Raw genomic sequence first — 15,465 nt, forward strand, 5'->3', positions numbered from 1 at the left:
TTGTTTCCGCCGAGGTTATTGATCACGACCTCGGCATACGGTGCGGGGTCCTCGGGGATCACATGTGCTAGCGGAGTTTCCTCGAGCAGCTTCTGGTCGGCCGGAGACGAACTCCACACCGCGATTCGTCGTTCACTGACTGCCTTACCGAGGGCGTCGAGCAGCTTACGCGGTGACTCGATCCGGCCCGTCATTTTCTTTACGACTTCGTTGGCGATATCCTGCAGGTAATTTTTACGCGCAGTCTGGTCGGTTGGAAAACGGCGATAGGCGGTCGATTCAGTTAACTCGACCACATTGTCCTTCGTTATTATCTCGCCGTCGGGCATCGTTACAGGCCCAACCGCACCGAGCACGTAGCTGAGGGCGACTGGGTCGATCGCCATGACCCCGTCTACATTCATCCCCGACTGCTGAGCCCACATGGACTTCCAAATTTCGGCGGCGTACGGAAAGTGGGAGCTCAAATTGCTGTTACGGAAGTCGGTGAATGGATTGGTGAATCCATATAGTTGAGTGAATTCTGGGCCGAGATCAACGGGGGCGGAAGATCCTCTGAGTTCAGTGTTCGTACCAAGGTTATCTACAGTCGCTGTGCCGTTATCGAATCGGAGAATTCCAAATCCGCCGAGCAGTCCGCCGGTACCGCGGGCTTCGGCATTGGTTTGGAAGCCCATGAAGTACGTCCTCGGGCCATCGGCGCCCATCATCGAGGGTGCTAGGCGTGCGGCCAGAGCTGTATTCTGAATTAGCTCAGAAATGTCGGAGATTTGCGCCTGAAGTTGGGTGCGAGCGTCGCGAAGCAGCGAAATGTATCCGGGGTCTGAAATCGCCCTTGCATCAGCATCCAGCTGTGTGGTGGCAGCCGATATCTCGCCCAGCTTCGGTGCAGCGTCGCGGAGCAGCTGCACATTCAAACGGTTGCCTTCTAGCAGTCGGTCCGGTGAGATGGCCGCTCCGACCTGTTCCGATGGCTGCAGCACATCGTCCACGAGACCTAGAACAACATCGGAAATCTGTTGGCCCGTCTCGAAAGGGCTCCCCAGCCACGGCACGACCGACGCCACATTCCACGGCAGTGAATGAGTCGCATCGCGTGCCGCCTGGGCATGGGAATGCGCTTCGCTTACCCACTTCGCGGCGTCCGCGGTGTTTCCTTGCGAGAACGCATCCTTCGCCATTTGAGCGTTGTTGCGAGCTTGCTCAAGGTTCGACTTCGCTTGCAAGCCTTCAAAGGTCAGCCAACACCCGAACACGACGGCTGCGATCAGCAGTACAAGCCCGGTCCAGATGAAATTGCGGCGCGGCCAGTGCTTCGGTAGCCATCTTGACCCGCGTTCGTCGTCATCTACTTGCAGGGAACGGTCATCTTCGCCGTCCGGCTCACGTCTGAACGGATGTCGCGAAAAGATATGCACTTAGGCGTTTCCCGTGCTCGGCTTAGGATGCACCGCGGTAGTGCAGCCACGACTGGACTAGAGCTGGCAAGTCACGTCGCACGACGGACTAGCAGCTGCTGCCAACCGAACCCGTTACGGTGCCGTATGGTCCGACCTTCACGCTAAGCCCGAGGAAGCAAGCCTGGAAGTTGAGATTCTGGGTGAACCAACCCCAAAGCGGCTGAAGGAAACCCGGGATCAGGGGTAGCGGGTTGAACGTGAAGAAATCTTGGGTGCCTGGCGGGGGAGTCGGGTTAGCCGGACCGAACCACCACCAAGCATTCTGAAGCGGGTTGGGAGGCGGCGGTAGCGTTATCAAGAGGGTCGATGCGTCACCTGAGAGGTCAGCGGCTGACGAGTCATCGCAATCAGGGGAGCCAACCTCGCAGTCTGGTGCGAGCAGGGCTGCCGAGCCGCTGTCGTCGGCGAACGAACCCAGCGACGCCAAGGGTACGGGCGCAGCGGGATCCGCTGATGCTATCGGCGCGGAACCGAGCGCAGAAGCGACCGCGATCGCGCACGCCGCAGTCCCGATTTGAAACTTCGTAGCAATCGTGGTCATTGCTCTCCCCCAGCCCTTCTTAAACAGCCCCGTCTGCAGGCTTCACAGACTGTTGCCTAACTGTCGGTTCTCCGACAGCTTCCATATAGGAAGGTTAGCGAGCTGGGGCGTTGTCGGAATCGGGTGTTTCCCTATGGTTTGCCACCCCCTACCCCTATGGGTGGCGGGGATTGGCCCTCGACACAGTGTCAGGCACAGCTTCCTTCCTGCATTGGCGATGCTGAAGGTCTGCCAAGCAACAAAACGGACCTCGGTCCTGGGGCCGGCACTAATGGTTGCCATTGGTTCCGATGTGCTTGCCCAGTTCGGCCCGTCTGCGGATGCCGAGTTTGCGGTAGACGCGCGCTAGTTTGGCCTCGACGGTCTTCGGGCTGATGAACAGGCCCGCGGCAATATCGCGATTGGTCATGCCGGAGGCCGCGAGCTCGGCGACGCGCCGTTCGGACGAAGTGAGCGTGAGGTCCCGAGGTGCTGCGACGTTGACGCGTGCGAGCTCCGCACGGGCGCGGTCGGCCCACACCGGTGTGCCCAACGTGCCGAAGGCTTCGAGTGCCTCGAGGAACGTCGCTCTGGCAGCGTCTTTTTGGCGCTGACGACGCTGCAACTGGCCGAGCCAGAGTTGGGTGCGGGCGCGTTCGAAAGGCATTGGTAGCCGTTCATGTTCGGCCATCGCGGCGCGCGCGGTGCGGTTGGCCGCCGTGACGTCCCCCCGTGCGGCCAGCCACATACTGCGGCACCGCCCAGCGACAGGAACCATCCAGGAGCGGCCGTGTCCGTCGCAGACGTCCTCGAGCGTCCTGATCAAACGCTCGGCATCGGCGTTGCGACCCAGCGCGATCAACGCCTCCACGGCGTCGGGGATAAACAGGGCGGTAGCTTTCTGGGTGCCGGGACTGGCTTCGAAGGTCTGCAGCAGAGGCTGGTACGTCGAGATGGCCTCGGCGTATCGGCCGAGCGACACTTCGAGAAATCCGAGGCTCACGGTCGCCCACTCCGCAAGTCGCGGTGAGCCACACTGCCGGGCGATGGCCAGGGCGGCAGCGGCATCGGCACGGGCGTCACTTTCCTGCCCGGAGTACGCGGCGACAGACGCGCGCAGCGCTAAGGCGACCGCACGCGAGCCACCAACCTGCTCGGCCCGTTCGATCGTGTCGTCGGCGAGCTGTGCAGCTTCTACAAAGTTGCCACGCCAAATCTCGATCAATGTGCAGTAGCCGGTTACCGCCATCATGTCGTTTTCGGCGCCGCGCTCGACGCATCGCTGTCTCAGCGTGTGCATGACGGTGCGGGCCTCATCGAGTTCCCCGGCCCAGGCCAGCGCCAGTGCATGGACGGCGCTGGCGCAGAACGGGATTGAGATATCGGCGTCGGGATCTTCGAGCGCCAGTGCGCGTTTCAGGATCGCTTGGTCAACGTCATGCCCGCAGAGGGACCTCGTGGTAACCAGCATTGCGAGCGCCCGACTGATCAGACCGGGATGGGCGAGTTCCTCGGCATGCGTCACGGCTTGGCGAGCGTTTCGTATGGAATCGTCGAACTCGGCGGACATTGCCTGCGTGAAGGCCAACGACATCAGGGTCTGCACCAATACGGCTTGGTTGCGTTCCGCGTCGTCCAGCGCACGTTTCAAGAGGCCGGCAGCTTCACCGAAGGCGTCCTCGTAGATGCGGATGCCCGCAAGCAAGTTCAATGCGATGCTACGAAGCAGGCCGGGACGCAAGTGATCGATCGTCGATTCCAGTAGCGCGCGAGCGCGGTTCGCGTCTCCGGCTTTGAAGTGGTGTTCCGCCGCGCGGATACGGCGTGATGGCCTATCCCCGCCGAGTCCGATCGCCAGCTCAACCAACTCCGCAGCGGCGGCCGGAGCGCCTCGGGCGCGCGCGGAGGCAACGGCTGTATCGAGAGCGTGCAGCGTTTCCGGATCAGTGCTGGCGGCGGCCAGCGCCATGTGCCTGGCTTTCAGCTCAGGTAGGGCAAGGGCATTGGCCAGCGACCGGTGAATCGCTCGGCGTCGAGCAGGGCTTGCCTCGCTGAAAATGCTGCGGGCAAGCAGTGGGTGGGCGAATCGCACTCTGTTGCCTTCAATTCCGATGACCCCGTTACTCTCAGGCTCGTCGAGCAGCTCGACGATGCGATCAACGGTGTTATGGGTCGCCATCGCAAGGAGCTCGACCGTCGGGTTGGCGACACAAGAGGCGGCCAGCAGTACGTCCTGGGCCTGCCGGTCCAAGCGCCCGACGCGGATACGCATGAGCTCAGCGAGGGTGGCGGGCAGCACCGAGTCGGAGTTGGTTGACACAGCATCGATAGCTCTGGCGAGTTCCACTGCGTAGAAAGGATTTCCACCGGAGACCTCGGAGATGCGCACCATGGTGGGACGGGAAAGGGAATGGCCCAGCCGCGTAGAGATCAGATTATGAAGGCAACTCAGACTCAGTGGTCCGACACGAATGCGTTCGACGGCATCCGGTATGGCGAGCTGTAGCCAAGATGCGCTGCCGGTTTCTGCATCGACGCCTTCTGTGGCCAGCACCCCGACCCGTCGATTGAACCGCCGGGCGGCAAATGCCACCACCGCCTGGCTCGACGAATCCAGCCATTGCACATCGTCGATAGCGACCAAGATAGGGGCCTCCTGAGCGAGCGCGTGCACCACGGAGACCAGCGCGGCGGCGAGGACGCGCTGATCGGTGGGCGTGCCTTCGTTGGTGTCCCGCAGTAGCACACGGTCGACCGCAACGCGCTGCACGTCGGGCAGCCTTGTGAGTACGGCCGGGCTGACACCACCCAACAGGTCCGCAAGTGCCGCGTAAGCAAGCAGAGTTTCGTTCTGTCCGACCCGTGCCGACAGCACCTGGAATCCGCGTTCGCGAGCCTGCTCGACCGCGGCCAGCCACAGGGTCGTTTTGCCGATGCCGGCTTCGCCCTCGATGACCAGTCCGGCCGGCTGGACACTTGCCGATTGCAAGAACGTCTCAAGCGCGGAGAACTCGACCGAACGGCCGATGACATGGGTGGGCAGATGGCTCGCATTGCCAGCGAATCGACTTAGCAGTGATACGTCATTGTCAGTCGCCACCTATGATCTGCTCCCCGCTGTGACCAGGCGTTAGCTGTTCGGCCCACCGGAGGAAACGCGCCGCTTCCTCTCTGATTGCTGGCCGATCACCCGTCCGAGTTCGGCTCGAGTGTGGATGCCCAGCTTGCGGTAGATGCGAGCCAAGTGGGCTTCGACCGTTTTCGGGCTGATGAACACGGCGGCGCCGATGTCGCGGTTGGTCAGGCCGCCGGCGGCCAGCTCAGCGACCCGTTGCTCGGAAGGAGTGAGCAACAGGGCTCGTGTCGCACGCACTCTTGTGCGTGCCAGCTCATTGCGGGCTCGGTCCGCCCACAACGCTGTTTTCATTCCTTCGAACGCTGCCAGTGCCTCGGTCAACGTGGTTGTGGCGGCATCTTTTTGGCGCTGCCGGCGTTGGAGCTGGCCGAGCAGTAGCTGAGTCCGCGCGCGTTCGAAAGGCATGGGCAACCGTTGATGTGCGGTCATCGCCTGCTCCGCCATGCGAGTCGCCGCCTCCAACTGGCTCTGGGCGGCCAACATCATGCTTCGGCATCGGGCGCCGATGGCGAGCATCCACGCTCGGTCAAGCCGTCGGCCGTTGTACTCCAATGCTTTGATCATGGGCTCGGCGTCATCGAGGTGACCCAGCGCGATCATGGCCTCGATTGCATCGGGCAAGAACGCCGCGGTGACGATTTCCGTGCCTGGCAGCATGCTGAAGCGTGCCACCAGCGGCTGCAAGGTTGTCAGAGCGTCCGCATTGTTGCCCAGCGAAACCTCGAGAAAGCCCAAGCTCATGATCGCCCGATCGGCCAGCCGTGGTGAGTCGCATTGCCCAGCAATCTCGATGGCGGCGTGGGCGTATGTGCGAGCGTCCTGCTCGCGGCCCTCGTATGCCGCGACGACCGATCCGATGGTATCGGCGACGACGAGTGCGTGATCACCGCCGAGTTGATCGGACCGTTCCATCGCTTCGTTGGCGATTTGTGCGGCCTCGGTGAAGTTCCCTCGCCAAATCTCGACGAACGTGGCGTGGAGATCGATGAACATCAGGTTGGCATACTCGCCGCGTTCGATGCAGCGATTGCGCACGGAGGGCACTTGTGTGCGGGCTTCATCCAGTCGCCCCGTCCAGGCGAGTAGAAGGGTGTTGACCGTGTTGGCGCCGAACGGAACTGGAACGTCGGCGTTGCGGTCTTCCAGTTCAAGCGCGCGTTGCAGCCTGGGCACGTCAACACCTCGCCCACATGTGAAGTTGATCGTCACCCACATTGCGCACGCCTGACTGCTCAGAGCGGGCAGGTCGGCTTCGTCGGCAATCGCTACCGCTTGACTCGCGTTGTGCAGCGCCCCGTCGTAGTCGCCGGTGTTGGCCCGGGCAAACGACAACAAGATCAAGATCTGCACAAGCACGGCGTGGTCGCTCTCAGCATCCTTCAGCGCGCCGTGCAGCATCTCGGCGGCCTGCCCGAAGCTGTTGTGGTACATGCGCATTTCGGCGAGCAGGGCCACCGCGGTAGCTCGTAGTGGACCGGGCTGCAGTTCTCGGATGTAGGGCTCGAGGAGCGCGCGAGCGTGTTCGTAGTTGCCGGCGTGGAAGTGGTATCGGAAGGAGCGAATCCGGCGCAGCGGCGTATCACCGCCGAGGCCGATCGCCAGATCGACCAACTCGGCGGCCGCGGCTGGAGCACCCCGAGCCCGAGCGGTTTCCGCGGCGGCGTCCAGTGCCTCAAGGGTTGTTGCGTCCCCGCTGGTCGTGGCCAGCGCGAGGTGTCGGGCTCTGACTTCAGGCAGCGCCTCGACCCGAGCCAAGGCGCGATGCATCTGTCGGCGCCGTGACGGACGGGCGTCGGTGTAGACGCCTTGGGCAAGCAACGGGTGGGCGAAGCGAACTCGGTTGCCTTCGATGCCGACAATGCCTTTGTTCTCTGCCATTTCGAGGCGTACGACGGTCTCGGCGGCGGTGATGTCTGTGGCCTGGGCCAGTAGGTCCACGGTCGGATCGGTGACACAGGACGCTGCCAGCAGTACGTCACGGACGTCGGTGTCGAGATCGCCTACCCGGGAACGCACCACCTCAGTCAGCGTGCGTGGCAGCTCTTGCTCGGCGGTCGGTGATTGGCTCCCGACCGCACGCGCCATCTCCAGCGCATAGAACGGGTTGCCCTGAGAAACCTCGGCGATACGCACCATGGTCGGGCGCGGCAGTGATCTACCCAACCGGCTCGAAACCAGCGCATGCAGACCGCCTAAGCTCAAGGGGCCCAGACGAATACGTCGGATGTCGTTCTTGGCGCCGACCCGCAACCAGGTCATGGCTGTTGGGCAGCCTGGTTCAGGGCGCTCGGTGACGAGCAGACCCACCCGCCCTTTGATGCGGCGAGCGGCAAAGGTCACAACCGCTCTGCTGGACGCGTCCAACCACTGGAGGTCATCGATGGCCACTAGCACGGGCGCATCGGCGGCCAGCGTCTCCACAATCGCCAAGAAGGCGGCCGCTACCGCCCGTTCATCGGTGCAGGGGCCCTCGTTGCCGCCACGCAACAGGACCCTGTCGAGGGCGGCCCGCTGAAGGTTTGGTAGCCCGACGAAGATGGCTGACTCGACGTCGCTGAGCAGGTCGGCGAGCGCCGCGTAGCCCATTGCCGATTCCGCCTGGCTTGCCCGCGCGGATAGCACGCAAGACCCACTCGCCCGCGCCTGCTCCGCGGCGGCTGACCACAGGGTCGTCTTGCCGATGCCGGCCTCGCCCTCGATCGTCAGCCCTGATGGACGCGCGCAGGCTGAGGTCAAGAATTCGGCTATCGCGCCCAATTCCCCCGAACGGCACACCACCCCATGAGCCATGGCCAATTATTACATTTGCTTAATCATCCTGACAGCAAAATGTGATTATCCGGTGATCTGCGCTCTAAGGGAGGCCCGGAGGCGTCGAAATTCGCACCATAGGTGCAGTTATGGCAAACTTACAGTAATCAAGATCGACAACGAATGGATAATTACTTCGCTGTCATATGTTGATCCGACTCCCGACGCGGGCGTCCAATCGTGCTTCCACGATATCGCCTTTGACCTGCTGTGATCGAGCTGTTTGGCTTGAGCGCTCACTTCTTGAACGAGGCGCTGCTGCGGCATTCCATTGCAATAGCAAAGATCAATGGTGTTGCCTGTCGGCGGCTCTGCAAAAAGTACGCCCGATTCGCGCGGCATCCAATTGCCGAACCGCACCGGTGCGTCAACTAACCGGCTTTGGCTTACCCTTCAGTCTGACTCATGTGCTGACCGAGTTCGGCCCGCGACCGTATATCGAGTTTGTGATAGACGCGGGAGAGGTTCGCCTCGACGGTCTTTGGGCTGATCGACAATGCCGCCGCGACCTCGCGGTTGGTCAGGCCTGTGGCCGCCAGTTCGGCGACGCGTCGCTCGGTCGGGCTGAGGATTGCGCTGCGAATGGGAGCGATACTTGTTTGGTCGAGCAGCTTCCCTGCGCGGTTCGCCCATAGGGGGGCATTGAGTTCTTCGAATGTGCGCAGCGCCTCCTTCAGGGTCGTGGATGCGACCTTCTGATGTTGGCGATGCTGGATTTGCCCCATCAGGAGCTGGGTCCGTGCGTGTTCGAAAGGCATGGGCAGGCGTTGATGTTCAGCGAGCGCGCGTTGGATCGCGACGTCCGCCGCATTGATGTCGCCGCGCGCGGCAAGCAGCATGCCCCGGCACCGCGCCCCGACAGCCAGCTGCCATGGGCGGTCGAGCCTGCGGCCCTCACTCTCGAGCATCTCGATGAACGGCTCGGCCTCCCTCAGTTGTCCCAGCTCGATCATCGCCTCGATGGCGTCGGGGACGCATGACGCGGCGATGGTCTCCAGCCCCCGAGGTAGGCCTTCGAACTTCGACAGCAACGGTCGCAGTGTTGTCAATGCCGCGTCGTAGTTGCCCAGCGACACCTCGAGGAATCCCAGCGTCGTGGTCGGCCACGCCACGGCGAAATAGTCGGCGCCTTGAGCCGTCGCGAGCGCGTCCGCGACGTGGCGCCGGGCCTCGTCGACCCGACCTATGTAGGCGGCCAGCACAGCCCGGCTGGTATGCGCCATGAATTTCGGAAAAGCCCCGTCGAGCGCCAGCGCGCGTTCCCAGACGTCTTCCGAGCACAACGCTGCCTCGGCGAAATTGCCTCGCCAGATTTCGATCATCACGTCGGTGAAACCGATGACCGCAAGCTCGCTCTCTTCGCCGCGTTCGCTGCAGCGGCGCCGCACCTCGAGCATTTCGTTATGTGCCCGGTCGAGCTCTCCCGAGTAACCGAGTAGCACGGCGTTGACCAAACTGGGGCGGAAGATCAAGGGAGTGTTGGCTTCACGATCTTCCAGTTCGAGTGCCTGTCGCAGGCCAGACTTGTCGACGCCCGCTCCGCTCATGAACCTGAACATGGCACGAGTGCCTAGCGTCGAGCCCAGCAGGTGCGAGGGCCCGAGATTGGTGGCTTCTGCCACCGCATCCTCGATGGTTGCGAGCGCGGCTTCGATATGCCCAGTCTTGGCCTGAGCGAACGACAATGTGCGCAGGGTCTGCGCCCGCCATTCGGGATCCGTTGGGGCCTCGTGGAGTGCGCGCTCCAATAGCGCCTCAGCGCCGGCGGGCCCATCATCGAGAACGGCGATGACCCCGAGCAGCCCAAGCGCGCGTGCTCGCAATGTCCGGGGGATCGGCTGGTCAATCGTCTCCTGCAGCAGTGCCCGCGCTCGGCCCGCGTTGCCGGCTGCAAAGTGATAGTCCGCCAACTGAATTCGCCTCTGTGCTGTACCACCGCCGAGCCCGATCGCCAGTTCGAGCAGCTCAGCGGCGGCCATCGGCGCCCCGCGAACACGCGCCAATTCTGCGGCTTCGTCGAGTGTTTGCAATGTCTCCGGATCGGCGCGCGTGGCCGCCAGCGCACGATGACGGGCCATCAGCTCGGGATCACGCACCACCTCGGCAAGGCGTCGGTGCGCCTCCCGGCGTTGCGCTGGGCTGGCTGAGCAGTAAACCCCCCGCGCCAAGACTGGGTGCGCAAAACGCAGCCGGTTGTGCTCGATTTCGACGAGGCCGTCCTCCTCGGCATCCGCTAGTCGCTCGATGACGTCCCCGGGGTCGGTGTGTGCGGCGAGCGCCACTGTCTCCACGGTGGGCGCCGCGAGACACGCAGCCGTCAACAAGAGTTGGCGAGCTTCCGCGGGCAGGTTGCTGATTCGCGCGCGCACCAGCTCCGTCAAGCTGCGGGGCATTGGTACGTCGGAGCTTTGCGCCCGCGGATCCATCGCCCGCGCCAATTCGAGTGCGTAGAACGGGTTTCCGCCGGAGATGTCAAAGATCTTCACCATCGTCGGACGGGTGAACCGCGTGCCAAGCCGCTCTTGTAGTACCGCCTGTAGACGACCAAGACTCAACGGCCGCAACTGGATTCGGCGGACCGCGTCGGGCTCTGGCATCTGTAGCCAGGATGGGGCGCCGCCGTTGCTCGGCCCGCTACGTGCGGTGCCGAGGACCCCCACCCGTGCCTTCAGGCGCCGTGCCGCGAACGCGATCGCGTTCGCGCTCGAGAGGTCGACCCATTGCAGGTCGTCGAGCGCGATGAGAACCGGGCGCGTTTGCGCCAGTGTTTCGATCACGGTGAGAAATGCCGCCCCGATCGCGCGCTGATCAACGGCTTGGTCGTCGGCTTCCGTCCGTAGCCGGAACCCGTCGAGTGCGAGTCGCTGCGGCTTAGGGAGGACGGCGAACACTGCAGCGTCCACTCCGGCCAGCAGATCCGCCAGCGACGCATAGCCGTAGACAGATTCCGCCTCGCCCGGACACGCCGACAACACATGGAACCCGTGCTCTATCGCTTGGTCGACGGTTTCGGACCACAGCTTGGTCTTGCCGATCCCTGGCTCTCCCTCGACCACCAGGGCGGCGGGCCCCGTGGCGGCTGCGGCCAGAAAATCGGAGATCGCAGCGGCCTCCTCTGATCGAGTCATGGAACGCGGAGGCACAAAGGGGAGTATCTCAAGAGTTTGCTGCTCGAGCATAGGAAGCTGAAGTATTGGTGACGCAGTCGACAATTTTGAAGCGCCTACTTGCGCTGTTCAGTAATGCCCTTGTTATCGGCTGGGATGGTTTCTATGTCGAAAAAGCGCTTAACCAGGCAGGTCCAGCGAACTCGTCGAGGGTTTGCTGCTGGTCGGTTGACTTCGCTGCAAGACGATCTCGGCCAGCAGCGCCCGATGGTCGGATTCGGGTATGGCGAAGGTACGGGCCGTTACCGCAGTGGCACCGCAAATCAGGATGTGGTCGACCGCGAAGAGTGGGGGCAACAGACGGACGTCGGCAGGATGCGTCCGCGTCAGCCCCGCACCCGCCTGCTCGGCTGCATCGTTGTAGCCGCCCCGCAGCACACGGCGTAACTCGAGCACATCCGGGGTCGCGTTGAGGTCGCCGGCCACGATCACTGGGCCCGCTGTCGCCGATTCCAGCTCTTCGAGCGTCGTTCGCAGGCGGGCGAGGTCGTCGCGCCAGCCCTGAATCGGCTCCGGCCACGGTGCGGACATATGGGTCGCAACGACAGCCGTCGATGCCTCGATGCCGGGGACGCGCACCTGTGCTGTGAGGAAGCCCAGCCAGAACCGGTCGTCGACGTCGATCCCGTCGATCGGATATCGACTCCAGACACCGACGCCGGCCGGTCCTTCACAGGCCCGCAGCGCACGGTATGGAAACGCCTCGTCCAAGCCGCTGGCGGACAGAAGGCCGGCCTTCTCGGGCGTGAGTTCCTGCACGGCGAGGATGTCGGCGTGCTCAAGGACCAGCGCAACCAGCGCGTCGGGATCGGCGCGCCCGTAGCGCAGATTCGCCGACATGACGCGGACGTGTATCCCGGTAGTCGACGTGCCGCCCACATACCGCGGCGCCTGAACCGCAATCACCGCGATCGTGAGCGCGCCGGCGACTGCTGCCAGGGGGATGCTGCGAAGCGCCGCGAACAGGACCGTCGCCGCCGGCGCGCCGAGCATGAGATAGGGCGAGAGTGCGGCCGTTCCCAGCACAGCTCGAGTCATGCTCGGGACATATCGTGCGATGAACGCTGCGAAGGACACCACCAGGGCCGCGACGCCGATCGCTGTCAGCAGGCTTGGTGCCACTAACCGATTCTCTCGCACTCGGCAACGCGCCGCCGCAGAAATTCCCTTGCCGGATCGGAGCCGTTGCGGTCCAGCGCTATTCGGTACCACCGTAGTGCCTCGTCGCGATGCCCGGCACGCCGCAGCAGATCGGCGCGAATAGAGGCGACGGTGGCAGACCGAGCGAGTCTCGGGTCGTCGGCCACCTCGTCCAGCACCGCCAGACCAACGGTGAAACCGTCGCGGAAACCGATGGCTAGAGCCCGGTTTGCCCGTGCCACTGGAGAATCCGCGATCTCGATGAGCCGGTCGTACGCCCGGCAGATCGTCGCCCAATCGGTCTCGTGCCACGTCGGCGCCGTCGCGTGCACGGCGGCGATGACCGCTTGTGGGAGGTACGGACCCGCCGCCCCGGCGGCGAGCTTCAACCGGTCCAGGCCGTGGGCGATCCGGACGCGGTCCCATCTATCGCGGTCTTGCTCATCAAGTGGCACCAGCGCTCCGTCGGAGCCCACCCGCGTCGCCCGTCGCGAATCCTGCAGCAGCACAAGTGCCGTAAGTGCCTGCGCGTCGCGCTCTGTAGGCATCAGTGAGCACATTTCACCGGCGAGCCGGACTCCTTCGTCGCACAGCTCGTCTCGGATCGCCGACGGTCCCGCCGTGGACCAGTACCCCTCGGTGAATACCGAGTAGATGCACGCCAGCACGTGCGGCGTGCGTTCGGGCAGCAGCTCGGCCGGCGGTACCCGCAGCGGGATGTTCGCGTGGCGGATCTTGTTCTTGGCGCGGGTGATTCGTTGTCCGACTGCCGCTTCGGACTGCATCAACGCTCGCGCAATCTCGGTGACGGTGAGCCCGGATATCAGCCGGAGTGTCAGTGCGAACTGCGACGGTGGGTCAAGCGCAGGGTGCGCGCACGTGAACATCATCCGCAGCTCGTCGTCGCGAACGGGATGTACGTCCGTTCGCTTGGTGCGCGCCGCGATCTCGTCGACCACAGCAGCGAGTTCCTTTCCTGGCCTGGCGGATTCGCGGCGCAGCCGGTCGAGTGCACGATTGCGGGCGACCGCCACGATCCAACCGCCGGGGTTGTCCGGTATTCCGTCGCCCTGCCACGTTCGTAAGGCTTCGGCGAAGGCTTCCTGGACGGCGTCTTCGGCGACGGTAAGGTCACCGGACCAGCGTGCAAGCGCAGCGACTGCCGGGCCCCATTCGCGCCGAAAGACGCCGTCCAGGTTGGTCATTCGCGGCGTGCTACAGCGCAGACACTCCGGCCAGCGGCCTCAGCTCCACGGTGGTCGCCGGAATCATCGACGCGATCTTGACGGCCTCGTCGCGATCGGAGGTGTTGATGAAGTAAAACCCGTTGGCGACCTCTGCACCCTCGATATACGGGCCGTCGGTCAGCGTGACCTCGCCGTTGCGCACCCGCACCGTCGTCGCGGTTGTCGGTGGATGCAGCGGCGCACCGCCGACCACCGTGTCTCCTGCGGCCTTGCCGAACTCGATGTGTGGTTTCACGCCTTCCTCCCATTCCGGGGTGCCGGGCGCTACGACTTTCCCGGGGGGCTCGAGCAGAAGCGCGATCCAGCTGTCGCCGGTCAACGGTGCCCGCGGTGGCGCGTAGTCGACCATGGGCCACAACTCGACGGCGCCGGACTGGCATGCCGGGATTTCTCGGGCGAGGGCCAGCGCGTCGTCGAGGTTATCGGCTTCGAGCACGTAGTAGCCGCCGGCTACCTCTGCGCCTTCGGCGAACGGTCCGTCGGTGACGACGGGATGGCTTGGCCCGCCGGTGATTCGAACGCCGGTCGCCGACGGCAGCAGCGCGTCACCGGCGCGGATCGCGTGCCCCGCCTTGATGTGGAAGTTCTGGTACGCGGTCATGATTTCGGCCACCGTCGCCTCGTCGGCTTCCTCGGTGGGCTCGGGTCCGAGCAGGAGAGCGAAGTAGTGCATTGCCTGACCTTCCGGTTGCGAGCAGAACCCTGCGTTCCACTCTCTACCCGTCCGACGAACGGCGTCGCGCGAATCCGACAGCTTCGAGCGTTTCATAGGAAACCGGTTCGCTGTTGTGTGATCGTTTACGCATGCGTAAGGCCGCACGGATTTCCTTCCTGTTCTTCCTCGGGCTGCTGAGTACCGCCTTCTTCGGTGTCGTCACGGCGTTGATGGCCGCCGTCAGCCTGGCCGCCACGACGCCCATCGCACTGGTCGTTCCTGGCACCGGCACGCCCAACGCCAACATCGTCACCAACTACATGGAGCAGGCGCGCGACCGCTACATGGGGACGACGCCGTGCACCGAGGCCAACAACTGCGACCTGCAGGGCATCAACTATCCGGCCTCGTTCTGGCCGATTCCGATCGGGAACTGGTGCCCGGGATTGTCCTGCGACACGTGGAACGAATCGGTCGGCGAGGGCGTGACCAACCTCGACAGCCAATTGCGGCCGTTGTTGGCTGACCCAGAAGGTGGTCCCATCGTCATCTTCGGCTACTCCCAGGGTGGCCGCGTCGTCGGCCTGGAGAAGATGGCATTGGCCAACCTGACTGCGGAGGAGAAAGCCCGGATCAAGATCGTCACGATCGGCGACATCGGCACCCCCAACGGTGGGCTCTGGCCGAGGCTCGGTTTCCTGGGCACCATCCCGTTCTGGAACGTGACGTTCGGCCTGCCGACGCCGACCGACACCGGCATCGAGAGCGAGAACTACGCATTCGCGTACGACCTGGTTGGCGACTCTCCGAACTTCTGGGGCAATCCCTTCGCCCTTTTCAACTCGATCCTCGCGTTGGAGTACGTCCACGGTTACTACCTGACCCCCAACGGCAATGACGAGCTCAGTGGACTGCCGTACGGGTACACCGACGCGGAACTGCAAGCGGCGATCAACGATCCCGCCAACCGGCAGACCTACGGCGACACCACTTATGTGCTGATCCCCGCGAAGGGAACGTTGCCGCTGCTGCGACCGATCGAGGATCTCGCCAATTCGGCGGGTTTGGCTCCGATCGTGAAGCCGTTCATCAGCCTCTTCAACCCGCTACTGACGGAGCTGGTCAACCTCGGCTACGACCGATCGATCAACCGTGGCATCCCGACGTGGGCGTCGCCGCTGCCGTTCAACCCCTTCCAGAACTGGGTCGAGGTCGGCATCAGGCTCGTCGTCGCGGCGGCCCAGGGTGTTCAGGCCTTCATCGCGGATCTGGGTGGACTGACGACCATGGTCGCGCCCCCGGCTCCGTCGCCCGAACCGCTGTCCACAC

8 protein-coding genes are annotated in these 15,465 nt (G+C 63.9%); 1 reads left to right on the forward strand and 7 read right to left on the reverse strand.

The genetic code is table 11. The annotated features are described in order from the left end of the window. From VFH65_RS28805 to VFH65_RS28835, 7 genes are all read right to left on the reverse strand, one after another. Positions 1 to 1,418 (reverse strand): DUF4012 domain-containing protein (locus tag VFH65_RS28805; RefSeq protein ID WP_353326467.1); only part of this gene is annotated, 1,418 nt, incomplete at its 3' end. An 851-nt stretch (positions 1,419 to 2,269) separates the two neighbouring features. Next, the gene (locus VFH65_RS28810) at positions 2,270 to 5,080 is read right to left on the reverse strand and encodes an ATP-binding protein (RefSeq protein ID WP_353326469.1); all 2,811 of its coding nucleotides are present in this window, start codon (positions 5,078 to 5,080) and stop codon (positions 2,270 to 2,272) included. 30 nt (positions 5,081 to 5,110) lie between these two features. Then, a complete protein-coding gene (locus VFH65_RS28815) occupies positions 5,111 to 7,906 on the reverse strand; it encodes a helix-turn-helix transcriptional regulator (RefSeq protein ID WP_353326471.1) in 2,796 nt (931 codons plus the stop codon). A 407-nt stretch (positions 7,907 to 8,313) separates the two neighbouring features. Then, on the reverse strand, positions 8,314 to 11,055 hold the full coding sequence (locus tag VFH65_RS28820; protein WP_353326473.1) for an ATP-binding protein: 2,742 nt from the start codon (positions 11,053 to 11,055) through the stop codon (positions 8,314 to 8,316). 159 nt (positions 11,056 to 11,214) lie between these two features. Next, positions 11,215 to 12,216, reverse strand: a complete 1,002-nt coding sequence (locus VFH65_RS28825; protein ID WP_353326475.1) for an endonuclease/exonuclease/phosphatase family protein — start codon at positions 12,214 to 12,216, stop codon at positions 11,215 to 11,217. Beyond that, positions 12,216 to 13,439, reverse strand: coding sequence for an RNA polymerase sigma factor (locus tag VFH65_RS28830; protein WP_353326477.1), 1,224 nt, complete (start codon positions 13,437 to 13,439; stop codon positions 12,216 to 12,218). Before VFH65_RS28830 ends, VFH65_RS28825 begins: the two co-directional genes overlap by 1 nt. 10 nt (positions 13,440 to 13,449) lie before the next feature. Beyond that, complete coding sequence (locus VFH65_RS28835) at positions 13,450 to 14,154, reverse strand: YciI family protein (RefSeq protein ID WP_353326478.1); 705 nt, start codon at positions 14,152 to 14,154, stop codon at positions 13,450 to 13,452. Between the two features lie 131 nt (positions 14,155 to 14,285). On the opposite strand from VFH65_RS28835, the gene VFH65_RS28840 reads away from it, so the two are divergent. Beyond that, positions 14,286 to 15,465: PE-PPE domain-containing protein (locus tag VFH65_RS28840; RefSeq protein WP_353326480.1), on the forward strand; the 1,180-nt coding region annotated here is incomplete at its 3' end.

The organism is Mycobacterium sp. (assembly GCF_035697385.1).
Lineage (GTDB): Bacteria > Actinomycetota > Actinomycetes > Mycobacteriales > Mycobacteriaceae > Mycobacterium.

Coding starts and splice junctions, on each gene's coding strand:
- VFH65_RS28815 (WP_353326471.1), bottom strand. CDS start 7,906: ATGGCTCATGGGGTGGTGTGCCGTTCGGGGGAATTGGGCGCGATAGCC.
- VFH65_RS28820 (WP_353326473.1), bottom strand. CDS start 11,055: ATGACTCGATCAGAGGAGGCCGCTGCGATCTCCGATTTTCTGGCCGCA.
- VFH65_RS28830 (WP_353326477.1), bottom strand. CDS start 13,439: ATGACCAACCTGGACGGCGTCTTTCGGCGCGAATGGGGCCCGGCAGTC.
- VFH65_RS28835 (WP_353326478.1), bottom strand. CDS start 14,154: ATGCACTACTTCGCTCTCCTGCTCGGACCCGAGCCCACCGAGGAAGCC.